We start from the raw sequence: 25163 nt of genomic DNA, 5'->3' as shown, positions 1-25163 counted from the left end.
TACCCCACTACTGAATCCAAACAGATAATGGCCTGCTTTCTGCGGGTCATTTTTTATTTATCCCTTAAAATCTCCATCGCAGCATTATGCCCAGGCACTCCAGTAACGCCACCTCCCGGGTGACTACCGGAACCGCAGAGATACAGGCCCTGAATCGGCGTGCGGTAATCCGCAAAGCCCATAAAAGGGCGGTTGCTCCACAGTTGGTCCAGGCCTAAGGCACCATGGAAGATATCGCCACCCATCAAGCCAAACTTGCGCTCTAAATCCAGCGGTGAGTGGATTTGTTGGGCGATGATGGAATCACGGAAATTGGGTGCATAGTTGTTGACGGTATTGATAATGGTTTGAGCTGCCTGCTCACGGTAGTTGTCCCAGCTCTTACCCTCCGGCAGTTCTGGAGCAAATTGTTGGCAGAATAGGCTGGCCACATGTTGGCCCTCGGGGGCTAGGGAGGGATCGATGGTGGAGGGGATCAATATCTCTACTATGGGTTGCTTTGACCAGCCGTATTGAGCCGCATCTATATAGGCCTGCTCCAGGTAATCGATGGTAGGGCCAATGACGATTCCCGACTTGTGGTGCGGTTGTACGTGAGTACCGGGTTTACATGCAAAGTCTGGCAGTTCAGACAGTGCGACATTCATACGGAAGGTGCCGGACCCCACTCTAAAACCACGTACCCTGCGGTGAAATTCCGGCTCCAGATGTTGTTCGTCAATCATCTGGGAATAGAGAAGTTTAGGGCCGACATTAGCGATTACTTTACTAGCTGCAATAGTTTCCCCGCTACTTAGCCGTGCTCCGGTAGCGCGACCACCATCGATAAGCACCTCTTTAACTTCAGCGTCTGTACGAATAGTGACCCCGAGCTGCTCTGCCTCTCTACGCATGGCCTGAGTGATAGCACCCATACCACCCATAGCATGGCCCCAAGCGCCTTTCTCACCGTTTACCTCGCCAAACACATGGTGCAAGAGCACATAGGCGGAACCGGGAGTGCTTGGAGCGGCATAGTTGCCGACAATAGAGTCAAAGGCGAACGCAGCTTTTACATGGTCATTTTCGAACCAGGCATCCAGCACGTTGGTAGCACTCTTGGTGAACAGGTCCAGAGCGTCTCGGCGTGATGCCATGCTTAACTTTTTCGCTCTAAGCCCAAATCCACCAGCGCGAACCAGGTCTATAAGGCCACCACCCACGTTGGGAGGAGCGCGCAGTAGCTCTTCGCGTAAAATATCCGCAACGGTTTCCAGCATGGCATAAAAGTCAGGTAAGGTAGCTGCGTCTCTCTCAGAGAAACGTGCTACCTCTGCCTGTGTATCTACAAGATTCTTATGGAAGGAAAGACTATTGGCTTCTGAAAGTGGGAAGAAGTTTGATTGCGGCCGTAATTTGATTTCCAAGCCATGCTCTCGTAGATGGAGGTCTTCGATGATCTTGGGGTTAAGCAGACTCACGGTGTAGCTTGCCACAGAGTTTTGGAAGCCTGGGTAGAATTCTTCAGTAACCGCAGCACCACCAACAATCGACCGGCGCTCAAGAATCGTTACATTTTTTCCAGCTTTAGCCAAATAGCAGGCACAGACAAGGCCATTATGGCCACCGCCTATAATCAAAAAATCCTTCATTATTATTCTCTGAGTAGGAAAAGGTTAGGATCAATTGTCGTCAAAAACCGCAGAAAAATAAAGAGTCCAAAATCAGATTATTATCGATACCATTTTGTCTATTGCTAGATCTAAAGTTTTAAAGATAAATTAAGGTGGGAGAAATGCTTGTACAAAACTCTATATTATTTCCGCTTTAGTGCAAAATTAGTGTTTACTGCATCCTTGATTAAAACTATGCGGCTTCAAAAAAACTGTCCAGTTAAATATACTGAGCTCAAGGAGCCTAATGGGGAGCATCCGTAGTATTATTGGTGAAGCGTTAATCTATATCACTTCTTATTAGATTTTCTCTGAAATTAATTTGTGTACTGCCGTCATGTACGCAGATATTCTGGGAGGCGTATTGGCAACTATCTATAACGAAGTTTTACATCGGGTTTTTAAATTGCCCTGTCCTTTTAGTAGGCTGAAGCCAAGTTGAGTTTAACTCAATACACGAGAAGTATAAGTTCAGTTTCGTAGATTAATTTCCTGGTTGATGCTAAAAAGTAAAAAAATAATGCAGCTATTAAGTGTGAAATGTATGAAAAAAATCACTCTTCAATACTAAATTTTCTTTGTTATTACCTCCTCTAGGAATTACTTTAGTTAGCATAGATATGCCTTATGGAGATGATATTTTGTGTCCAGTGAAAACCTTTCCAGAGTGTTAGGTGCTCAAGAAGCAATATTCACAGAATTAGCCAGGAGGACCTGTGGAGGTACTTTAGTTATTTCCTTCATTAAAGTTCTTACACCACTAAGCGTTGAGCAATTAAAGTCTGGGTTTGCATCTATTCATAAAATTTATCCTCTATTACAAGCACGTGTGGAGTCTGGAGAGCAACTTCGTTGGCGTTGTGATGTGTCATTTGATTCTATCCCTTTCGAAGCTGTGAAATTAGATGGTCCTCTTGATTTTGAAGAGGAGTTTACGCGTAGAGGCGAGGTTGGACTTGATGTTGAAAAATGTACTTATACGCTCTCGTTCTATATAAATTCCCAGAATAAAGTTGACTGGATATCCCTGGTAAGCAGCCATGCAGCCCTGGATGGCCGGTCAGTAATGACTCTTTTTTGTGTTCTAGATATATATTTTAGGGAGCCTGAGACATTTAGATTAGGAAGGCAGCCCTTGTATGAAGCGGTTGAGAGCTACTTTAGCTCCTCCAAATACTTCGCAAGACAGGAGTCATGTAACGCTAAAGATGATTTATTTAAATGGCCAGTTGAAGAGTCAGCCTTTGCTGCAGAGCGTGAGGGGCACGCTATTTATAGACAATTTCCTATGGAGGATCTTTCAAGTATTGTAAAGCAGGGGAAGAGCTACAAAGTTAGGCCTAGTGCACTTTTTTGTGCTGTTGCTATTAAGGCCTCAAAAATTTTACCTAATCATAGGGACTGGATTAAAATCCTCTTACCTTTAGATGTTCGAGATTTATGTGGATCAGAAATCGGTTTAAGCGCAGTGGGTGCATTTTCAGCAGTAACCACTTTAGAAGTAATACCTAATATTGATACTAGTAATATTTGGCAGCTAGCAAGATACTTGCAAGTTGAGCTTGATCGCCAAGCCGCGGAGGGAGAATCATGTAAGTTCGCCTTTCCTAAAGATTATATCCTAGGGGATATTATCGGTTGGGCTCAAGAATATGAAAATAATAAACCAGTTTTCTCTGAAGGGTTATGTATTTCAAATGTTGGAAGCATGAAAGCTTTGGGCACGCACATGAAATCTTTTGAAATTGTAACAGCTATTCCTTTCCAGACACATGGTGCTCACCCAATATCACTGTTAACCTATTCAACGGTTAGGAACTCAGTATTTATTTTCTCTTACTGTTCTCCCCTTACTAAGAAAGATAATGTTTTAAACTTCGCGGAAAAATTTATCAATACACTTAGGGATCTTGTCAAGAACACTTGAATAAATCATATTCTACAACCTACTCAACTGAAAGAGCTCTGATTGGATAGATCACATTATATTTTACATGTAAAGTAATTTTGAGGAAGTCTGGTTGCTTTATTTAGATTTCTGTCTCTAATAATAATTTGTAACCAAGGTATGGCTTTGCAGGGCTATCTAAGTCTTTAAATTCATAATGGTGTATACGAATCATCCTGAAAAATCGGTGTAACAAACTCCGAACGGCATAATTCCGGTATTAAAGATTTTTCGAAGGGTTGTGGCCATTCGTGAAATGCTGCCTATAACCTATGTACCCTTACAACCCCTAGAATATTTTTCAATCTGCTCGAACCTCTACTTGGGTTTTTTGAATAATTTTATTCTGATGGGGTATTGTTTGTCTTCCTGCTGGGGTATGTATGACTTATACATTAAGTCAGATTTGGCGAATCATAGTATAAGTTAAAACTCGTGGGGGAACTTTCTTTCTCAGTTGAATGTTCCCCCTTTATAGAAGGAGCTGAAATTTGAGTGTTTACTTATTAACGACCGGGCCAGAGAGACACTACTTGTGTATCCACTGAGAGTTGTATTGGCATTGAATGCATTTTTTAAAATGTTAGGGGTTCGACTTATTGGTATCCTCTTCCACAGAGTAAGTAGAAGCTGTTTCATAACTTGAAATCAGTTATTCTTGCGACCTCATGGAATGATAAGACCAGTAAGTGTGAGTAGATTTAAGTCAGAATTAACCGACGCTCAGTGGAAATTGATTGAGCCTTGCCTTCCCCAGCTAAAACGTGGAAAAGGAGGTCCCAAACCCATTGATAACCGTGCATGTTTTGAAGGTATCTTGTGGATTTTGCGATCAGGAGCACGATGGAAGGATCTCCCCCCATCTTACCCTTCGCCGAGTACTTGCTGGAGAAGGCTCCAGTTTTGGGAAGAGCAAGGCGCTTGGTTGGAGGCTTGGAGAAAATTTCTCGGACAGCTCGATCAAAGATCCCTGCTCAATTGGGAAGAAGTCTTTTCGGATGGTAGCTTTGCTTCAGCAAAAAAAGGGGAGCAGAAGTCGGAAAAACTAAGCGAGGCAAGGGTACAAAGTGGATGGTGGTGGTCGATGGCGAAGGTATTCCATTGGGAGGCACCGTTACTTCGGCCTCACCAGCAGAAGTAAATTTATTACATCCACTACTCGATGTTACCTATGAAAATACAAAAATTCGACGACTGGTGTACGACAAGGCTGCAGATTCTGATCCACTACGCCATAGTTTGGCCCGCCGTGAAATTGACCTAATTTGCCCTCACCGCAGGAATAGAAGAAAACCTTCGAAACAAGATGGCAGAAAGCTTAGGAGATATGTGCGACGCTGGAAAGTTGAGCGAACTTTTGCATGGCTAGGGAACTACCGCCGTTTAGTCGTCAGGTGGGATCGCTACTTATCTTCATACAGAGCTTTTTTCTATATTGCCTGCATGTTAATTACGCTAAAGAAGTTATGAAACAGTTTCTAGAAGAAGCGTGATCCTGAATAACGTAATACAAAAAAAATCAGGTATATTGAAGTAAAGTTGGATGTTGATTTATAGGATTCTGGCGGGCTAACACATAGCGCCGATACAATAGCTGCCAATAAGTACGAGATTTAAATTTCAGTATGAGCAGGTAATCCCTGACTAGGCATGTTCTGATTCTACCTGTGTAGAAAAACATGATGAATTAGAATCTACAGAAGTGAAGTGGAACACAGTAAAGAAATCAGGGCGCTTTAAGCGTAAGTAAAGTCGTGTAGGGTGGGCAGGATAAGGGGGGAATGTTGGCACCATAGTAAGAATTTATTTCGTCATTAAAAAATACTGAGCGCATGTATATATTCTGTTTGTCAGCTTATTGATTGTGGAAAGTCTACAGTCCATGGTGTTAGTCACTTTCCCTAAAAGTAGATTTTGTACAATACAAAAGAGGGAAATACATGTTAAAGCCTGGTTTCGGCTAATGAAATGTAGGCTCTTTATTGCGTGAAGTTTAACACTTATTTAGTGGGCGACTACTCATAGGTATTCTCGAATCATTGGTATGAATGCTAATGTTAAATATGGGTTTCATTACTAATAATAACTGTGGCCTTAGACTCCCTTTGTGTATTAGGGCAAGTTTGATCATGATTACTTAATATTTCATAATAATTGTGATATAAAAAATCAACATCCTCTTGGTATATGCCGGATTGTCCTTTAAGGGGTAAGAATGTGAACCCCTAAATTCTTGAGATGCAATCTATAGTTGAAAGGCGAAATGTTGGTTTCTGTATTCATGGATATAACACTAGTGAATATCTATAGGTTGTGATCTGAATTGATCTGTGTACAAGCCCGACTCTATTGTAGATCGCTAGCTGTCAAGCTGCATGAATTTCATCTTGAGTAGGCAAATATTATGTTTATACTACTGCACAAGTAAGATCCCAATGAATAATATTGTTTAAGAATTTGGCACCTTGATAATCATTATGCGTACACGGATGATAGGCGAGAATGGGAGCTTACCCATAAGGTAAATCTCTGAATTACAGCCACAGGGAGGAAGTTAAATTTGCTTAAATATTTTATTGAACATTATGTAGTGAAAGTGAACTTAATGGTAACAAGGGAACGATTGATATTATGAAGTCTAGATTTAGCATAATCGCCCCTTGTTATAATAATTCGGGTCTCTTGCGCAACATGCTGAAAGGGTTTTCTGTCCAAAATTATCCAAAAGAAGATTTCGAAGTTATTGTTGTCGATAACAATTCAAGTGATTCAGGTATTTATTCTTGTTATAAGGAATACAAAGACAAGTTGAATTTAACCTTACTTTATCGCCAGATCTTAGATAATCCTTTTGCCCTTAATTCTGCTCGAAATTTAGGAGTAAAGATTTCTAAATATGACTGGTGTGTTTTTACAGATAGCGACTGCATTCCATCCTCCAATTACCTAATGCTGATTAATAATATAATTAATAACAAGGGGAAGAACATCTGTATGACAGGGTTGAGGGAGTTCATTCACTTCAAGGATGTTGAGGTTGATATGATCGACGGCACTGATACACATCTAAGTTCCTGTCCCAGATTTAACAGCCCATCGAATTATGGGTTAACAAAAGATAGAAGGATCGGTAAGATAGAAGACTTACCTGATACGGAGCAACCCTGGGGTCATTTCTATGGTTGTAATATGATCTATAAAAAAGAAGATATTATCAAAGTGGGAATGTTTGACGAATTTTATGATGGTACATGGGGGTATGATGATATTGATATGGCTTACAGGGTTATCAGTGAATTAAAGGTTGAACCAATTTTTGCAGATAAAGCCGTTGTTTATCATCAAGATGAGGTTGCATCGGCTGAGAAAATTGACAAGTCAGTCTCAAAGACTGAAAAGCTAAATAACCCAAACTATCAGTACATTTGCAAGAAAATTAACGGATACTATGAATTTAGTGCTCGTGAGTTCAGGCGTTTTGGTTTAACAGGTTTTTAATTGACTGAAGCTGCTCAAATTCGCTTGAGATTTTTTATTTATATTGGAGCGTGGCACTATATCTAAATGGTAATTTAGTATTTTTTAACAAGATATGATTTACAATATTCGTGAAGCAATGAGACTTCAGCCATTAGATGCCCGTTACATTGCATTCAACTGAAAATTTTCTTAAGAAAAAAGTTATCTTTTTTATGTCAAAAGCCGCTTTATTGGCAGTGGTGTATATCCAATAGCCCTTGCGATGCTTACTTATAGTAAAATTCAAAGTATCTCTTGCAATTGCATAGACTGCGATGCACTCATCATCCCCAATGGGTAAGTAACTCAGCATAAAGTCTTCTTTAATCAGCCGGTCAGATTTTTTTTCCACCCCTAGAGCATCAAGTAAAACCATTCCGTAGTAGGCTATATCATACTTCTGCAATAGACGAATCTGCAGGCGAGCAGATTTACTTAGTGTGCTGAAGGAAAAGTTAAATCCGCAAGCAGTATTACCGATTCTTTTCTGAATGATGTGTTGTTTAGGTAAATTTTGTGTAAATTCCTGTGTTATTAGTATGTTTGCTTTTTTTCTGCCCATAAATTTTGTAAAAAAAACGAGTAACTTTTCGGTGATATCCTCAAGAGAAGGTTCTTCAGCTCTCACTTTAGCCGATATCATTACAATATCGTCAACGTCTCCTTTTGTATTTCTATACCCCTTCAAATGAAAAGGATTTTTTTTAGAATCCCTCCTGTTGTACAAAATTAGTCCAGCAATGAGAAATAAGGCCTTGAGAAAATCTATTGAGTACTTCAAAAGTGAGCGATTTCTACTCCCATGGTAGAGCCTTTTTAACTTTAAATAATATTTTTCGGATCTAGCTTTTTCTCCTTGCAATATATATTTTGCACATTTAACAACCAGCAGTCCCGTATATCCTGAGAAGAATTCGTGATTAATAATGAAGTAGGTACTGTCCTCGCTGAAATGAATGTAAATTGGAATCCTCATCTTTTCTAGGTTTCTATAAACAAAATTTCTACTTGAATTTTTGGTTGCCTGATTTTGCAATCCTTTTATTTGAGAAAGATAATAAGGCTTAGAGTGAGGAGCAGAAGTTAGCTCTACCAAATCATAAAGTATGCTCAAGCAACTCGTAATTTCTTCCCTTCCATATTTTTTAAAGCGATAAACCATTAATGTTGTTACAGTATCATTCTCTTTTAAAAACTGCTGCACAAAACTTTTAGGAGTTTTTACTGGAGTAAATACATTGATCAATATTTTGGTAAAAATTTGCATTAGATCTCTCTGCGAGTGCGAGCTAATATCTCAGTTATAAGAAAACCATATTTTAAAGCTCTAAATAAGCTTAGTTTGTCATTAGAAGAATTGGAGTTCTCCTTATAGATCATTATTAAATTTATAACATTCAATGTGGAAAAAATTTCATTGAGTATTTTATTTAGGCTGTGTGTCTGATGTTGTGTTTAAATAGGTGTCGATAACATTTATTCCAAAAAGCTATTTCCACGCTTCTTAAATCTCTTTTTAGTTATTTATAATGATATCTTTGATTATTGAGAGCTATTATATAATTTGAAATTGGTTGGTCTTACGTAGTCACAAAAAATAAGACCGACAATTGAGAGCCGATTCATGTCAAGATTAACAGGTGATCATTGGCAATGATCAAACCTTGCCTTTCTGCGCTTAAAAGAGGCACAAAGCCCACTGATCGGCTAGAAAGCATGTTATGAATTTTTCCCTCCTGAGCCCAATGGAAACGTCTTCTTTTATACTATCCCCATCGAGCACTTGCTGGAAAAGGTACTAACTATAGGAAGAGCAAGGTACTTGTTAAGGGGGTCGATGAAAGTTTCTGGGACAACTTCATCAAAGGTTTCTGTTTGAAATGGGGCATCATTTCCGATTACAGTTTTTCTACAGCAAGAAAATGAGGGCTGAAGTTGGGAAACTATTCAGAGTTAGGGTACAAAGTAGATGGTAGTAGTCGGCTGCGAAGACATTTTATTACGGGTTACCGTTACCTCATTAGCTGAAGTAAATTTATTGCATCCAATAATTCATATTATGCATTGAAGTACAGAAATTGGTCGCTTTGTCAATTTTAAAGTGACTGACCATAACTTTCGACGAGATTATTTGGTGAGTCATGGATTGGATCTCACCTACCGGCAGAGGAGGAATAGGAAACAGATCAAGACAGGATGCTGAAAAGCTCAGAAGTTATTAGATAGCTTCCAAGTCTATCTGTTGGTTGGCTGTATCGTGTTTAGGCTTTTGATAGGAGATTCTTTTCTTCTCCAATATTTTTTGGAGGTATGCCATATAGCAATTAAATGTACTGCTTCTGTTCAAGATTTTGCATAATTATTTGTTGGCACACTCATTTATCTTAATGAATTTATCGATGGCTGTAGTTTTAGATTTTTTTAACAGTATTTGAAATCTAATACTCAACAAAAGTAGGGGGTTATGTTTTTGAGCTTGTATGTATAGGTATTTAATTTACTTGAAGTATTAAGCTAGGGAGGATGTCTGAATGGAAGTTGAATCAATCCTTGATTGATATTAATTGGTTGAGAAATAACTTAATAATTTTCTGGGGAAACCTTACAATACTTTACTGTTATGCATAATCAATTCAAGGCAGTGATCGCACAGTTTTTTAAAACGAAAGTTAAACTTGCATGCCTATCTATTGAAACAATTTCAGTTAGTTAAGGAAATAGTATTACATTGCTATATGAGCTGCCAGTTTTTATAGTTTTATAACTAGTAAGATGATGGCTTTATTTTTCTGATGCTTACTTAAAGCCTTGAATCCAACGTTAGACAATACAGGTGAGTTCCCCAAAAGCTATTTGCTATCAATTGTTACTCTAATGCGCTTGCAATATGTTCGTACTGGTATAGATAGATTAATCAAATATATTTTTCTTTTTGGGTGGGCTAAAGGCAGATAGAAAATATAGATATATCAGTAGATAAAATGACGAATTCTATGCCTTTTAGAGGCATTACACGACGAATGATTCTTATTTGATGTCGGTTGATAGTTAAACAGTATACTAGGTGCTTCAATTGATCGGTATTGAATTTGTTAACCACAGAATATCTAGGATCAATAGTTAAACATTAGGCTTCAAAACTTCTTAGAGGTTATGAATCTGGAAATTTTATATAAGTTCGAAAAAAAACTATTGGATGCTGCTAACTGTAGATAAGTAGTTGCAAAAGCTTATGTGTGTTTTTTAGTCAGGCAGGTGAATTAGAATTATTGATATGCTTCGATTGGTAAAATGGTGATCTACCCAAAATATAAATTATAAAAATCTACCAAACATGCATCATAAGAAGGGTGGTAAGAAAAAAGCGACGCTGCTAAGCGCAACATTGCTCAGTGCAACTTGCATGATAGGCTCGGGCTGGCTGTTTAGCGCCCAATTAACGGCTAGATATGCGGGTAACTGGGCATTTGTAGCATGGATACTCGCAGCAGTTTTAGTTTTGATGGTAGGTTTGTGTCTTACGCGTGTCGTGTCGATTTATCCGGTCCGAGGTGCACTAGCTCAAGCCTGTGCTTTTTCTTATAACAGTATTTTTGGTATGCCTTTTTCCTTTGCCAATTGGTTTGGCATTCTAATGGTAGTTGCAACGGAGGCTCAGGCTACTACACAATACCTTTCTTCTGCTATTGGCTCTTCTTTATTGATTGAAAGTCATAGTCTTACCATTTGGGGAAAGTTACTTGCCCTTAGCATCTTAGCGCTATATCTACTGATTAATTTTTATGGTATTCGTTGGCTAACTAAAATCAATAATATTGTAACTGTACTCAAGATTTTTACTCCACTATTTGCTCTGACAGTATTACTCATTGTAGTTTTTACCCGAAATCACATAGGTTCAAATTTTTCTCTTCCTTCCAGTCAGGAATTTGAGTTCCATAGTGCCTTTTCAGCCATCATTGGTGCAGGTTTGATCTATTCCTACAATGGATTTCAAGTAAGTGTTGCTTTTGCTAGTGAAATCAAAAATCCTAAACGCAATATCCCTTTGGCGATAACACTATCGATAGTAATCATTACTTTGGTTTATTTGTCATTGCAATTTGCTTTTATGGAGGCCGTTCCACATCAGGTGTTGATAGAGAATGGTGGTTGGCAGGGGTTGAACTTTGCTTCACCACTATTAGATCTAGCTACTCTGCTTGGCCTGCACTTTTTGGCGTTAATATTACTTGCAGATAGTATCACTAGCCCCTCAGCTTCTGGATATACGTACCTTGGAGCTTCATCAAGGATTTTATTTGCGATGGCCAAGGTAGGGCAAATGCCTCGCTGGCTAGCGGTGCTAGATCCAGTGCACAATATTTCCAGACGATCCATTCTAGTTAACTGGATATTGGCAGCTATTGTTTTGGCTAATGCGGATAGTTGGGCAGCACTTATGGTAATAGTGACAGGATACCATATTGTTAGTTATATGGCTGCGCCTATCAGTATGGGAGCGCTTGAGCCTAACACCCGTTGGTTTGGGCTGATAGTTTTTATCCTACTGGGTTTATTAATGCAGACATTACAGTCTTCTTCGCTGCTTTTAGTATGTGTGTCTTTATCAGTTTTGGTCTCTATATATGCAGGGCTTCATATAACAAAAGCTGGATTTCATAAGCTAATTATATTTACTTTTCCATTTTTGGCATACTTATGGAGCTTGTACTTTATATCAAATATTTGGTTGATAATAAGCGCATCTGCAGCTTTTTATCTGTTGATATCTTCGCGTTATTACGTTGAATTCTGCAAAAGTTATAAGGCAAGAGATTAAGGGTAAAAGATGCTCTCATAAAGTGGGCATCTTCATAAAAATTAGGTCTGAAAGGTTTGACCTGACAGCAGTGGTGAGATATCTGCCAGGTCAAGTTTTGAAGGTCAAAACATAGAATTAATCATCTTGTTGGCTTTCGAGTTGCCTGAACCATGATTGAGATCATCCCAGGTTACTCTTCCGCTGGCAAGATCTAACTTAACACCCTGATGTCCAACATAATTTCCACCTTGACGTAAAGTCATCTCAGTGAAAACTCCCTGGGTAGTGAAATTAAATCTTTCCATATTCGTAATGTTAAAATTAACATCAAACATGCGATTAAATTCCAACACGCCACGTACGGTATCAACTAACGCTCGTGTGTGTGTCAAGCTAGATCCATTTCCAAGCATGGTCTGATGTGAAGAGCTACCATTGAGTGATACGCCACCAAAAACCCATCCCCGCCACTTTCTTCCCGGTGCAATAGGGCAGACTGCTGCCATTATCTCAAGAGCATCATTTCTTACCTGCGGAGCTTGCATTGATCCTGAAAAATGAGCGACTACACCAATCTTTCTAGGGGCGCCGCTATAGAGTACTAGCCCCACACAGGAACCATAACCATCAGAACGCAGCTCTCCTGCATTGGTGCCTGTCACCCAGGTACATTCCGGTCTGAATCGATAAGCAGCATAATTCCCACCTAGCTGAACTGCCATACATTGCCTCCTTATCGGATAATTATCAATTATGTGACTATTTGGTCACTGTCAATATAACCGTACATCACGCAGAGACCTTGATCAATATCAGTTAATTACAAATTGAAAGAGAAATATAGCTTGGGATTTTATCGGTGAGTTCTTTCAGTTTTTTAAGGTGGAGATAATGTCCTTCCTGTTCGAAAGTATAGGCGTGTGGTTTCGGTTAGTGGTTTTGGGTCCTTCACTTAGAAGGCAGAGTTTTCAGAGTGCAATTGACGTTATATAGCTCTATTTATTTACACTTGCAGACTTTCAACTATACATAGATGCGCTCGCTCAGATTTTATTTATATCCCGGTTAGAATTGGATCAAAGTAGAATTGTGCAATATCTTTTTGTGCGCGGTTTGCTTGTCAGTCACTAGGATTTATTGTGCTTGCGGGTAGAAGGTAACTATAGATGGGCTTCCACAATTGGACATTTTACAGCGTAATTGTGCAGGAAATATGGAAAACATGGCTACTGCTCCTTGTTTTTTATTGGCTTGTTTTTTTGCGCCAAAAATCTGGCCGTAATTGTCGTTGGTGTTCATTAATTTTATCAAGGCATTGTGAATTCGAATCATAATTTCAGTTTTTTATGCTCTCTTGGCTTTTTTAAGTGGTTTTATATTGCTTTTACTGAATTTTAGTGAGAGCAGGGTTCTATTTTCCATCTAAATGGTTTTTTGCTTGGTTTCTAGGAACCGTGTTAATCAGTGGCGGTCCATAGCTTTGTCGCTAACGCTACTTCTGAAGTAAAACCTGCTTCGGTAAGTGAAGGATCTAGCTTAACTGGGGAAGGACATCGGACAAGATTGAATAACAGGCAAAGATATGATTTACCGAAAAACCAAATTAGCTTCTGTATTTAAACAACCTTTTTTTAGTCATACATTAATGGCTGTAGTTTTAACTGGAATTAGCGCTAATGTACTTGGCCATGGTTATGTAGAAGCTGCTGATGGCGGGGTTGCATCCGCACGTGGGACACTATGTAAATATCCTCTCGACTCTGGAGAGATGAATATAAACTGCGGTGCAGTTCAGTGGGAACCACAAAGTGTAGAGGGTAATGAAGGCTTCCCGGAAAGTGGACCCGCTGATGGGCAGATTGCCAGTGCGGGGAATGGCTCTTGGTCAGAGCTAAATGAACAGTCTTCTGATCGCTGGGTTAAGAATTATATCAGTTCTGGTTGGCAAACCTTTAAATGGCACTTCACTGCGAACCATGTAAGCAGAGATTGGAAATACTATATTACCAAAGAAAACTGGAACCCTAACGCGTCCTTAACCCGTGATCAGTTTGATCTTGATCCCTTCTGTGAAGTGGATGGAAACTATGAGCAACCTCCAACAAATATGACACATGAGTGTCAGGTTCCAGATCGTGAGGGTTACCATGTCATACTCGCTGTTTGGGATGTTGGTGATACAGTGAATGCTTTTTATAACGTTATCGATGTTGAGTTTGATGGTGATAATGTTACCAATACTGCGTGGAGTGCTGTAGGCACAATTAATCCAACACAAGACTTAAATATTGGAGACAAGGTATATACCCGTGTGTTTGATAGCTCCGGTGAAAATAGCTCTTATTCTACACTTCTGGAGATTGCGTCAAGTGAGCAAGGGATCGCAGAAAATTGGTCTCACGACTTGGCTGAATTGATTAACCGAGAGCAAACCAGTATTAGAGCTGGTGATTATGATGGTAGCAGCAGCTTTGAACCGTTGTACGGTATTAATAGTATTTATCTGCTAGAAAATAGTGGCCTGAGAAACGTTGAGATTGGGTACGAACTTAGTGCTGATCAGGGGGATGGTACTTCAGATACCAATGACAATGATTCAGATGATACTGGAAACACCGAGGGTAGTGGTGGGACTACCTCTTGTGCAGTATTTGAGCAGCCCTACGCTGGTGATCCGGGTTACGCGATTGGGGATATCGTTATTTTCGATGGTATCGCTTACGAATCCAAACACGAGCCCAATTGGTGGTCTCCAAGCTCGGCGCCATCACTTTGGATTGAAACCACTTGTGAAACGGCAGGGGGTGAATCAAACAGCGATTCTGATACGGGATCAGGTAATACCTCTAATAACAATTCTGATGACAATACCAGTACAGAGGGCGACTCGGCAGCTTCCTGCCCGGAATTTCAGCAGCCCTACGCAGGCGATGAGGCCTATCAGTCTGGTGATCGTGTAACTTTTGAGGGCCAGGTATATACTTCCACCTACGGGCCAAACTGGTGGTCTCCCACTGCTGCACCCCAGTACTGGGAGCAGAGCTCATGTGAGTAACTTAAACATTCTCAACCGCTTCCATATAATGAGAGGGAGGCGGTTGAATATAGGTGACCCATTTCCTTAGTATTGACAGCGTGAAATGCTACTTTTCAAGTCATTTCTTACCAGCCTCTTTGGTCGGTTATTACATATAAATTCATTACGTACATAAAGGTGGCAACGGATGGCAACCTTCGTTTTGGTACATGGCGCTTGGCAGGGAGGTTGGTGTTGGCGGCGGGTTGCGGATCGCTTGCGTAATTTTGGCCATTTAGTATTTGCTCCCACATTAACAGGTCTAGGAGAGAGAGTTCATCTTTTAAATGATAAGATTGACCTGGACACACATATTCAGGATGTTCTTGGTGTCATTGAATCGGAAGAGCTCTCTAACATCATTTTATGTGGTCATAGCTATGGGGGAATGGTCATTACCGGTGTTGCTGATAAGGTACCCAGTAATGTCCGCACCCTTGTTTATCTTGATGCTTTGGTGCCGGAGAGCGGGCTATGCACTTTAGAACTCTTACCTAAGGAAATAGGCTCTACCTTGCTTGAAAGTGCTAGGTCTACAGATAAAGGCTTTCTGGTAGCCCCAGATCAGGCTAAAAACTTTGGAGTAAATATTCATGATCAGGCCTGGGTTAATAGGCGCTGTGTAGACCAGCCCCTCAAGACCTTTGAGCAACCAATCTTTTTGGAGGGGGCTTGGAAACTAATTCCTGATCGCATTTATATCTATGCAACAGGGTGGACTCCGGGAATTGGTAAGCCATTTTATGAAATGGTACAGCGGGATAGCGGATGGCAGTCCAACTCTATTCAATGTGGACATGATGTAATGATTGATAAGCCTGAGGAATTAACGCAGATACTAATAGCCTCTATTTAAATATTCTTATCAGATTGCTGCTTGAGAAACTCAGGACTTGTCTTTATAGCCTAAGTCACAAATGTTAAAGGGATTGATATGACAAAGAGTGCGCAGGTTTTAACTTCCAGGATCACCTGCCCTTTATGTGGTCATGATCATACGGAAACTATGCCGATTGATGCCTGCCAATGGTTCTATCAATGTAAGAATTGTGGAGAGCTATTAAGTCCCAAGAAAGGCGATTGCTGTGTATTTTGCTCTTATGGAACGGTTGCGTGCCCACCGGTTCAAAAAGATGGAAAATCTTGTTGCTCCTCGTAAGGGGCAGCCATAATTTTAGTGGTAAGAAAGTATAAACAGGTAGGCTGTTGGTTCAAGCGGGATCGAATGTATAGGCGTTTAGCCCATTCTATTCTGATCTCTCCTTTAGGTGTTCAATGGCTTGATCAATTTCCGGCTTATTTTCTTCTATTAATCTATCTGCATGAATTTTTAATGAATTGATTGATTCGTAGTCAAAAATTCCGACTTTGGGATTGTTTACTTTTACGTTTAAGTAGTCAAATTCTATCCTCCCTTTTGGAGATAATAATTTTGCAATTCTTAGAGCGTAGAGCTGCTGCGTATCCATAGATCGTTGTACATCTGTGATAATATCAGGAAACCACTGCAGTCGTCCCCAGTTTTTTATATCTTGATAACTATCCTTTGCGCTACGCAGAGGCGGGGTGCCCGATCCCATTATAAGTATGTAATAATTTTTATTTGGGTATTTTTCAACAATGTCCAGTAATATCATGCTGGTCGGATCATTTTCTGATACCGCGGCATCTGCAAAATATCGATGACTGAGGTCCCTGCTTGATGTTATAAAATCTACAGGAGGGAATACCCCTTCCGCGCTGGATGCAGCAACCACTAGCTGATAGACACTGTTTGAAGGGAGCTCAGCAATTTCTTCACCATAATTTTTAAAAAGATGTACCCTTCCAGTGTAGATGTCAAGAGAAGGCACTATGACTGGTTTTTCTAAATCAGTAAATTTTAAGCTTTCTGAATAATGAAATTTTAAAACTTGATGGAGTCGATCTCCCATGAATCTCGGTGAAAGCATTCCAGCTCCAGTCAATATTTTATGATACCAGGGTGTTGAGAATAAATATTTACTTTCAGATTTGTAAAGTTTTATCAGTAGGTCTATTTTTGAGCCGTAGTCACCATATTGTTCACGTAGTTGTTTCATGGGAATGTTGATTCCTGTAGCAATAATAGCTCCGGTGGATACTCCACTGAAAACATCAAATATTTCATTTATAGGCTTGCCTACTTGACGTTCAATATATTGAAGAACATATAGTGGGATAAGACCTCGAACCCCTCCACCATCCAAAATTAGGATGTTGATGGTTTCTTTATCCTTGAGGGGGGCTTCATAGATAATGGCTTCTTCAGTAACCGGTATCCTATGGAACTTAGTTTTTTCAGTAAAGCGATGATTGTAGATATAAATTGTGATGCCAATTGTGGCTAACAATAGAAGTGTAAAGAGTGTAAGTTGCCAGGTCTTCATTGTGTCACCCAAGTAGCCTGCCGACAATTCAGGCATAATTTAAGCAATAATATTTATTTCCAAGTGGCTTTTAGTGAAGTTTTTGATTTAATTTTTATTTTTATTATTCATAAATTATATTGTTGGTAGGGTTGTTAGTGTTTTGATCGGAGTGGCTGAGATGGCTATTCCCTCTGGAATTCTATCGAAATGCATATATTGCAGAAGAGTATATAATCTGGTTGGTCTTGTGATATCTACATAGTCAATATTCTGACTGTCTGTTAACGTTTTGCACAGGTATTGAGAACAACTACCTTTCAAAAAGATGATATTTAGGATAACCTCCTAGACTCACTGTATTCTGCTGATCGAATTATGACTTATGCTAAGATAGAGTCATTATAGATGTGTACCGAACCCTAGATATAGACCCACTGGTTTTGTAAAGAATTCTAAGCTGTGAGCTCTAGGCTAATAATTATGTTTAAATATTTTTTTGTGGCCCTTTTGTTGTTGATTTTGGCTTCATGTGGTAGGCCCGAGTCACTTTCAGTTGAATCTGGGGGGGAAGCTAGGCTTGGTACTGAAGAGGTCGTTGAGGGGACGCTGGAGCAGGAAAAACAATTGCAGGACTTTGTTAGTTCCACTGAGCTATCTAAAGATGATATTTCAAGTGTAGAAGATCACACTGAAACTCCTGATAACCAACATGGCCCTCAAAGCGCTCTCGCCACTGAAAAAAGCTCTAGGCCGATAGATATCAGTGCAGCTTTCGAGAAGGGCGTATCTTCAGTTGAGAAGTATGATTTCTCCAGAAAAAGCATATTGCCTAATCTTTTTGATACGCAGCAAAAGGCTGAGAATGTCTCTTTTAGTGGTAAGCTAATAAACGATCCTGAAAATCCTGATTACCTTCAGTCGTTGGAGGGGGTGGAATTCTCAATAGAAATTAAAACACGATAGAATAAAATAGAAAGGAAATTCGCTGCATCTAAGGTGGTTGCTGTAATATATCAATATAATTTGTTCTTCAGTGTCTGTTTGAGTTTTGCCTCTCTTTGATTAACTATTTTTTCTCTATGGGTTAGATGCAGCCGCTAATGTCTTGTGTTATTTTATTTCGGATAGTGCGCTCTTTATCTTCCTGGTCTAATATTTTATTTGCGGGAACGGGGCTCAAAGTTTAATACAAGGAGTGTATCCAGAATGTCAGGAAGTTATCCAGATAGAATTAAGCAGCTACCTCTTTATGATGGTCGGTTTGATGCCTACAAGTTGGAGGCAAAAGGAGGTGATGTCCTTTTTGCATCATATCCGGCGGGCACAGTTATTCTAGATCATACGCATGCGACTGATAATTATGGGGTGATTACGAAAGGCGAGTTGATACTAAGTATAAATGGTGCTGTTCAGCGCTTTGGAATTGGCGATTGGTACCATGTTCCGGCAAATACTGAACATGCTGCCTCATTTGAAGAGGATACAGATGAAATCGAGTTTTGGTTTCAAGCTAAAGATAAAGATAAAGAGTAAAGCCTTTAAATTCCTCAGTAAAATCTATTAAATTCAAAAGGATTGAATAACCCGAATACGGTCATCCATGGCTCTAATGGAGATTGGGATTGTAGGTGCAAATACCTCCCAAGCGTGATTAACGCCTGGACGCAAGTGGAATTCTGTACTTACCTCGTCATTGGCGAGTAAGCGTGCATATTCAATATTTTCATTGCGAAAAATGTCCAATTCCCCAATTTCAATATATGCGGAGGGCAATCCTTCCGCGTTTTTTAAGTGAGCTGGAGCGGCAACAGCGGTTACTTTATTTGTACCCATTGTTTCTCCGAGATAAGCCTGCCAAGCGGTAAGGTTGTCATCATTGGTCCAAAGTACATAGGGAGCCAGCTTTGGGTCCTCAACAGTATTCCGGTCATCAAGCATTGGATATATAAGAATTTGTTTTGCTAAAGAAGGGCCATTCCTGTCCCTTGCTAAGATGGTCAGTGCCGCAGACAGCCCTCCGCCAGCGCTATCGCCCATAACAGCTAACCTGTTGGGGTCTACTTGCAGCAACTTGGCATTCTTATGGAGCCAGCACAATGCCGAGTAACAATCCTCAATTGGGGTTGGATAAGGATATTCTGGCGCTTTGCGGTAATCCACTGAGAGAAATGGCACCCCACTCTTTGAGACATAGTTTGCGACTAATCGGTCGTATATTCCTACATCATTGAAGATCAAGCCCCCACCATGTAAGTAGAGTACCGCTGACCCCGGCGTTGAGTTTTGTTTACAGTACCATCGCAATATGATGCTGGATTCATCGGGCAGCTTTACCAGAAAATCTTCTATTGATACATCGGTTGGCATGGGATGGGTTTGAAATACCTCTCTGAGAACATGCTCACCAACCTCACGTCTTGTGGCCACATCACCTACTGCTATTGGCTCTATGGATTCCAGTAAAGCCCTAAATTGCTCGATTGCTTGGCTGAATTGGCTGTCAAGGGTATAGGCCATGATTTTTCCGTATCTTATGGCTTGGTACTGATGGTAGGGTATTTCTATTGGAAAAAGTTGGACGCTTATAGCTTCGTCTATTTTTTCATCCATGTGTTGGAAATGCTGCCTGAATCCAATGTTGCCTCGGGGGGTAACATTCATCCAGGTGGGATGTTCAGAAGTAAAAGTGAAACTATACAATCATACCTAAATGACAGCGTTCAGCGCTAATTCATTTGTGCCTATTGTGAAATTTTATGAAAAATAGCTTTATAGATTGACTGTGAGCAGCTACTAGGTGTGTGAAGTAATAGTTAAAAAATAAGAAAGATCCAGAGTAATAATTTTCAAATTACGTCTCAACCCTCCTATCCAAAAATGTGTACGCATTATGGAATGGTTAAGTAACGTTAAGGATTCACTTTTACTGCGGTCTTTTAGGGTAATTTTCCTATTGAATCGCCAGCGCTAGTAAACCCCCGAAAAACTGGAGAGACACTCTGTATTTTGTGTTTTCACTAACAAACGATCTGTCAGGGATAAATAATGCTAAGAATAATTAACTCATTATCTATTTTTTTACTGGGAATTTCAGCATCGATGATGGCTGCTGGAGAAATTGATTCAGGGGATGCAAAGGTGCATCGGTTGGATTTGCAGGGACAAATTGATACTAGGGCACCGTTGTCAAAAACGTTATGGGCAGGGGCACATAATGCCTATGCTTCTTTCCAGTGGGATCAAGGAGTATATACCGATGTTAATCAATGGTATGCCCCTGAGAAGCTGTTCCATCGTGGTATCCGCTTAGTGGAGTACGATACCTAGCCTTCATCCACGTTTAGTTCTACTCCACACATGTGTCATATGGGACTTGAAGAGGCCACTATGTGCATATACATGGTAGGCACAGCGGCAACTCTCGGGGATGGCTTTGATGAGATCACAGATTTTCTTGAGGATAATCAGGATGAAGTGTTATTTATAAAATTAGAAGCTTATGATTCAGATTATCATCAGAATTTTAGGAACAAAATTGGTGAAAAGATTGAGAGTCGCCTGGGGGACTATGTTTTCAAGCCAACTGACTGGGGTTACGCGGAAGGGGATTGCGCTTCATTGCCAGTGCAAACTTTAAGCAAGCAAGATGTGCTGGATACAGGGCGAAACATTATTCTTTTTACTCAGGTACCTAGAGAGTATCCGCACACAGGGGATAATAATCTTTGCGATTATCATGATGAATCCAAAACAAGCAAGTATTTAAGGAATGTCTGGATTGGCGTAGATGAAATGGATGCTGCTGGCAATCTAACCTCCAATGAACCTTTGGCTCAAAATTCCAGCCAGTTGACAGCGGATTCTGATGGTAATAGCAGCGCTACCACCCACTATAAAAATGGAAATTTCAGTGTCGTACTGGATGCGACTACGGAGTACAGTAAGAACGATATCAAAATTTATGGTGATACCGTCCAAGAAAAAGCACAGGCAGGTTACCAGCTGATAGAGTTGGCTTTAGTTGAAGCCAATGCAACAACCATTGGAGCATCCAAAGCTCCACAAATTGAAGATTTCCTTTGGTCTTGGCGAGATGACTCACCGGGTACCGAGCACAGTTGTAGTTGGCTAACTAATGATGGGGAGATTAGAGATTATGATTGCTCTACGATCCGTGTATTTGCGTGTGTAGATGCTAATAGAAATTGGCACATCAGTGAGTCCACCGGTGCCTGGATTGATGGCTATAGCGCTTGTGCTGCAGAGGGCTATCAATACGGTATGCCTTATAATGCCCTTGAAAGTACTGAACTCTATGCTGAAAGAAATACTAAGGGCATAACAACTTCGGTTTGGGTAAATTATTATAAGGTATTTGAGGATTTTTGGCTTGCCAGCCAGGATGCTTACTCTGATTATGGTTACCTCAAAAAGGATGCGATTGGTGACACTGGTGGTGCTGCATTTGATTCCATCGATTTAATCAAGCGTAAACTGCTTGGTAGCGGCACTATGAATTTGAAATCGGTACAAATTCGTACTGGAGGTCGTATTGATGGGTTAAAGGCTTGTTATGAATTCCAGCAGGCTGTTAGCCATGCAAATGCGAGTGATCGTGAACTTTGCATTGAGTATGGTGACGGAGATGGTGGCTCAATGGGCTCTGTCCTTAGTTTTGACTCCGCCAGTGGTGAATATCTCGATGATGTTAAAATCTGCTGGGATGATGAAAAGTACAGTTCCGGTAGTATTTATTATTTAAAACTGACTTCCAGTACAGGGGAGACAGTTTCAGGTGGCATGCAGCAGGGTTCCTGTAAGAGCTATTCTTCTACCTCTACCCAGCAGATATTTGCTTTCCATGGGCGCCAAGGGGATGAAGTTATTGCTTTGGGTGTGCACAAGCTTTCCAGTTCTTTGATCAATGCTGGCTATTACGCAACGGAATGGCTTAATAATGACAACCCCTCCTCTGGTGGCATTGACTACGAAAGTTTTAATGAACACAAAGCGGCAGGTAATATCTCCAATACCTGTGAAGTAAAAGATGTCGTAAATGTTGTTGGTCGCTTGGCTGATTCCAAACTGGATTACAGGTTTACAGGAGAGAGTATATTAGTGGGGAATCTCGGTTCTAATTATCGTTTCTTCTGTGCAACAGAGAATTGTAGTGATTACGAGGTAAAATACTTCTTTACTACGCCTTCTTGTTTGCCCTAGGTGGCGGAGGTGAGGGCGGGTTGGGAGGCCCAATCCGCACTTACTCTAAAACCTTATTGAATATTTATGGGCACATTTGCTTGCTTCTTTTTGCTCAATCTCACTTTATCCCACTTTATGACTCCCGCAATGAGCCCAGAAATGATCAATAAGCTTGAACAGATTTTCACTATCCCCAGAGGCTCTTGATAAACAAGCCAGCTAGCTAGGAGACCAAAAATTGGTACCAGTAAGGTAAGAGGAGCGATAGTTGATAAAGGGTAAGTGACAACCAAACGATTCCAAATCCAATAGCCTAGTAAGGTGGTGGGCCAAGCCTGAAATAGAATTGAGGCTAGGGTAAGCTTATCAATTTCAATAAGGTTGTTTAAAACCTCTTTACCTTCCAGAGCCAACGCAAGAACCAGTAAAGGGATGGGAGCAAACAGAAGGCTCCAGACAATAAAAGCGAAAACCTCCTTGGTATTGGCCGCTTTGACAATCAGCCCACTGATACTCCAGCAAGTTGCTGCCAGAATCACTAGCACCACACCGAGGGGGCTGACACTGCCATCTTCAATAAGGAAAGCAATCCATAATCCTAAGATTGCCAGGCTGGCTCCCAATATTTTTTGTGTACTGACCGTCTCTTTAAGGATCAGCCAGCCAAGTAATACGCTAATTGCTGCATTGAGCTGGAGCAGCAGTGATGCCATACCTGGAGAGAGCCCAGCAGTAAGCGAGCAAGTAGCAAGTCCCCAGATACCTGTGCCAAAGACCAAGCTATAGCTGAGGATATAGCGCCAGGCAACGGGCGGCTTGGGAATAAAGAAAATGGCCGGTATTGCTGCAAGAGTGAAGCGCAGCGCGGTAACTAGTAGTGGATTGAGATTTGTCGTACTCACTTTAATGGCAATAAAGTTGACTCCCCAAATAGCCATCACGAAAATTCCAAGGCTCAAATCTTTGTATCTCATAACTACTGTCCCATTGATATCGGGATAGTTTCTATGCATTCTGAGGTTAGGGACAGATACAGATTTCAATTAAAAAAAGTATACAGTTTGTTACTTTCTGCCCAATAAGGGGCTGGAAGGTTAATTGAGTTTAGGGAGTATGATGCGGTACAAGAAAATGGCTGATCATTTAGTGGAAGATATTCGCCAGGGAAAGGTGCAGCCAGGACAAAAGCTTCCTTCTCTACGTCAGCTTGCTAGGGTGAATGAGGTTAGCCTGACTACCGCATTGAATTGTTATCGTCATCTGGAGGAGACGGGATGGATTCAGGCTTTACCGCAGTCAGGTTTTTATGTAAGAAAACCTTTGGATGTTTCTGGGCCTCCTGAGATGCCCGCTTTTTCTTGCCAGACTACGACACCGATTGCGGATCATTTCTTTCATTCGGAGGAGCCAGGCCCACTGGGAATAACTCAGCTATCTGTAGAGTTGCAGCCTGTTTCTAAGTTAGAGCGAAGCTTACGTCGCGCTTCACGTAGTCAGGGGAGCCGGGTGTGTCTTTATCCTAATGTGCAAGGAGAATTGCCTTTGCGTCGTTCTCTCAGTGAGCACTTTGGCGCTTCGGGTTTCCATTTCCAAGCTTTTGATCTGGTGATAACCAATGGCTGTCTTGATGCTGTACGTACAGCACTGGAAGTAACGACAAAACCTGGGGATGCAGTAGCGGTCAGCTCTCCTTGCTATAGCGGTTTACTTCAGCTCCTCGGGGGAATGGGGCGGACTGTCGTAGAGATACCATCCACAATGGATGGTTTAGATTTGCGACAGATGGAGTTACAGATGCAAAAAGGCGGTGTTCGGGCTGGGCTTTTTACCTCTAGCCATATGAACCCAACCGGTATTAGTCTCAGTGTCGAACAGAAACAGCAGCTGGCTGGGTTAGCGAATAAATACCGAATCCCGATTATCGAGGACGACGTCTACCATGAGTTAGATCACCGGGGAGCCCCTCCACTCCCTGCATACCATTGGGATACCGGGGGATACTTATTATGGTGTGGATCTATATCAAAAACACTGAGTGCTGGTTATCGACTGGGTTGGTGTTTGCCTGGACGATATTTAAATGATTACAGGCAGCAACGTCAACTCGAGAGCTTGGGGGTAAATTCACCACTCCAATTGAGCTTGGCTGATTTTATCAGTAGTGGGCAATATGCTAAGCACCTGGCGACATTGAGACCCCTGTTGCGGGAGCAAGTTGATCAGTATCGTAATTTCCTGACCGACCATCTCATCCCAAAGGTGCGGATTAGCATGCCAACAGGAGGATTGGTTTTATGGCTTCAAGTTCCCGGGTTAAATGAGGATGAATTCGCGATTCTTTTAAAGAGGCAACTCTTGGATATCCGAACCGGAGTATGCTTTAGTACCTTGAATTACTATAAAGACTGCTTGAGGATTAATTGTGGTTTTCCACTGAGGGATAATAATGGTGAGTATTCCCAGGCAAAAAAACAGCTGGAGCAGTTGGTCGAACTGATCAATCGAAGTGTTGCTGCATAAGCTATACAGCTTAGTCCGGAAGGCATCCGTAAGTTTATTGTTATGTGCCTGC

The 25163-nt window shown here is 40.9% G+C and carries 18 protein-coding genes and 1 pseudogene; 13 read left to right on the top strand and 6 right to left on the bottom strand.

Annotated features, from left to right (window positions below; all coding sequences use genetic code 11):
- Positions 1-53 precede the first annotated feature (53 nt).
- Entirely contained in the window at positions 54-1631 is a 1578-nt protein-coding gene (locus ACJJH9_RS12555; protein WP_444922981.1) for a phytoene desaturase family protein, read from the bottom strand.
- 664 nt (positions 1632-2295) lie between these two features.
- On the opposite strand from ACJJH9_RS12555, the gene ACJJH9_RS12550 reads away from it, so the two are divergent.
- From ACJJH9_RS12550 to ACJJH9_RS12535, 4 genes and pseudogenes are all read left to right on the top strand, one after another.
- On the top strand, positions 2296-3579 hold the full coding sequence (locus ACJJH9_RS12550) for a hypothetical protein (protein ID WP_444922980.1): 1284 nt from the start codon (positions 2296-2298) through the stop codon (positions 3577-3579).
- 694 nt (positions 3580-4273) lie between these two features.
- Entirely contained in the window at positions 4274-4741 is a 468-nt protein-coding gene (locus ACJJH9_RS12545; RefSeq protein WP_353505443.1) for a transposase, read from the top strand.
- Positions 4639-5070, top strand: a pseudogene (locus ACJJH9_RS12540) (IS5 family transposase); the annotation flags it as partial. The gene ACJJH9_RS12545 and the pseudogene ACJJH9_RS12540, both read left to right, overlap by 103 nt.
- Positions 5071-6231: 1161 nt before the next feature.
- Complete coding sequence (locus ACJJH9_RS12535) at positions 6232-7098, top strand: glycosyltransferase family 2 protein (RefSeq protein WP_444922979.1); 867 nt, start codon at positions 6232-6234, stop codon at positions 7096-7098.
- A 133-nt stretch (positions 7099-7231) separates the two neighbouring features.
- On the opposite strand, the gene ACJJH9_RS12530 is transcribed toward ACJJH9_RS12535, so the two are convergent.
- Positions 7232-8386, bottom strand: a complete 1155-nt coding sequence (locus ACJJH9_RS12530; protein WP_444922978.1) for a hypothetical protein — start codon at positions 8384-8386, stop codon at positions 7232-7234.
- 2067 nt (positions 8387-10453) lie between these two features.
- Here ACJJH9_RS12530 and ACJJH9_RS12525 point away from each other — a divergent pair.
- Positions 10454-11941, top strand: a complete 1488-nt coding sequence (locus tag ACJJH9_RS12525) for an APC family permease (RefSeq protein WP_444922977.1) — start codon at positions 10454-10456, stop codon at positions 11939-11941.
- Between the two features lie 104 nt (positions 11942-12045).
- On the opposite strand, the gene ACJJH9_RS12520 is transcribed toward ACJJH9_RS12525, so the two are convergent.
- Positions 12046-12645: a hypothetical protein gene (locus tag ACJJH9_RS12520; protein ID WP_444902701.1), complete on the bottom strand. Its 600-nt coding sequence runs from the start codon at positions 12643-12645 to the stop codon at positions 12046-12048.
- 923 nt (positions 12646-13568) lie between these two features.
- Here ACJJH9_RS12520 and ACJJH9_RS12515 point away from each other — a divergent pair.
- The 3 genes from ACJJH9_RS12515 (at position 13569) to ACJJH9_RS12505 (ending at position 16158) form a co-directional block, all read left to right on the top strand.
- Positions 13569-14978, top strand: a complete 1410-nt coding sequence (locus tag ACJJH9_RS12515; protein WP_444922976.1) for a lytic polysaccharide monooxygenase — start codon at positions 13569-13571, stop codon at positions 14976-14978.
- 169 nt (positions 14979-15147) lie between these two features.
- Positions 15148-15855: an alpha/beta fold hydrolase gene (locus tag ACJJH9_RS12510; RefSeq protein ID WP_444902699.1), complete on the top strand. Its 708-nt coding sequence runs from the start codon at positions 15148-15150 to the stop codon at positions 15853-15855.
- Positions 15856-15933: 78 nt separating this feature from the next.
- Positions 15934-16158 carry a GDCCVxC domain-containing (seleno)protein gene (locus tag ACJJH9_RS12505; protein WP_444922975.1) on the top strand — a complete coding sequence of 75 codons (225 nt, stop codon included), beginning with the start codon at positions 15934-15936 and terminating at the stop codon, positions 16156-16158.
- Positions 16159-16246: 88 nt separating this feature from the next.
- Here ACJJH9_RS12505 and ACJJH9_RS12500 read toward each other — a convergent pair whose 3' ends face one another.
- Positions 16247-17407 (bottom strand): patatin-like phospholipase family protein, encoded by a 1161-nt coding sequence (locus tag ACJJH9_RS12500; protein ID WP_444922974.1) that lies wholly within the window; start codon positions 17405-17407, stop codon positions 16247-16249.
- A gap of 462 nt (positions 17408-17869) precedes the next feature.
- Here ACJJH9_RS12500 and ACJJH9_RS12495 point away from each other — a divergent pair, with 462 nt between their 5' ends.
- Both ACJJH9_RS12495 and ACJJH9_RS12490 read left to right on the top strand, forming a co-directional pair.
- Positions 17870-18352, top strand: a complete 483-nt coding sequence (locus ACJJH9_RS12495; protein ID WP_444922973.1) for a hypothetical protein — start codon at positions 17870-17872, stop codon at positions 18350-18352.
- A gap of 243 nt (positions 18353-18595) precedes the next feature.
- On the top strand, positions 18596-18922 hold the full coding sequence (locus ACJJH9_RS12490; protein WP_444922972.1) for a cupin domain-containing protein: 327 nt from the start codon (positions 18596-18598) through the stop codon (positions 18920-18922).
- Between the two features lie 33 nt (positions 18923-18955).
- On the opposite strand, the gene ACJJH9_RS12485 is transcribed toward ACJJH9_RS12490, so the two are convergent.
- Positions 18956-19999 (bottom strand): alpha/beta hydrolase, encoded by a 1044-nt coding sequence (locus ACJJH9_RS12485; protein WP_444922971.1) that lies wholly within the window; start codon positions 19997-19999, stop codon positions 18956-18958.
- 435 nt (positions 20000-20434) lie between these two features.
- Here ACJJH9_RS12485 and ACJJH9_RS12480 point away from each other — a divergent pair, with 435 nt between their 5' ends.
- Together ACJJH9_RS12480 and ACJJH9_RS12475 are read left to right on the top strand one after the other, a co-directional pair.
- Positions 20435-20716, top strand: coding sequence for a hypothetical protein (locus tag ACJJH9_RS12480; RefSeq protein WP_444922970.1), 282 nt, complete (start codon positions 20435-20437; stop codon positions 20714-20716).
- A 39-nt stretch (positions 20717-20755) separates the two neighbouring features.
- On the top strand, positions 20756-22609 hold the full coding sequence (locus ACJJH9_RS12475) for a jacalin-like lectin (protein ID WP_444922969.1): 1854 nt from the start codon (positions 20756-20758) through the stop codon (positions 22607-22609).
- Between the two features lie 53 nt (positions 22610-22662).
- Here the strand turns inward: ACJJH9_RS12475 and ACJJH9_RS12470 are convergent, their stop codons facing one another.
- Positions 22663-23634, bottom strand: coding sequence for an EamA family transporter (locus tag ACJJH9_RS12470; protein WP_444922968.1), 972 nt, complete (start codon positions 23632-23634; stop codon positions 22663-22665).
- An 88-nt stretch (positions 23635-23722) separates the two neighbouring features.
- Here ACJJH9_RS12470 and ACJJH9_RS12465 point away from each other — a divergent pair, with 88 nt between their 5' ends.
- Positions 23723-25111 carry an aminotransferase-like domain-containing protein gene (locus tag ACJJH9_RS12465; protein ID WP_444922967.1) on the top strand — a complete coding sequence of 463 codons (1389 nt, stop codon included), beginning with the start codon at positions 23723-23725 and terminating at the stop codon, positions 25109-25111.
- The last annotated feature ends 52 nt before the right edge of the window (positions 25112-25163 follow it).

It is taken from the genome of Microbulbifer mixtoriginis (SeqCode), from assembly GCF_052466715.1.
This window is presented reverse-complemented; position numbering and strand designations above follow the sequence as displayed.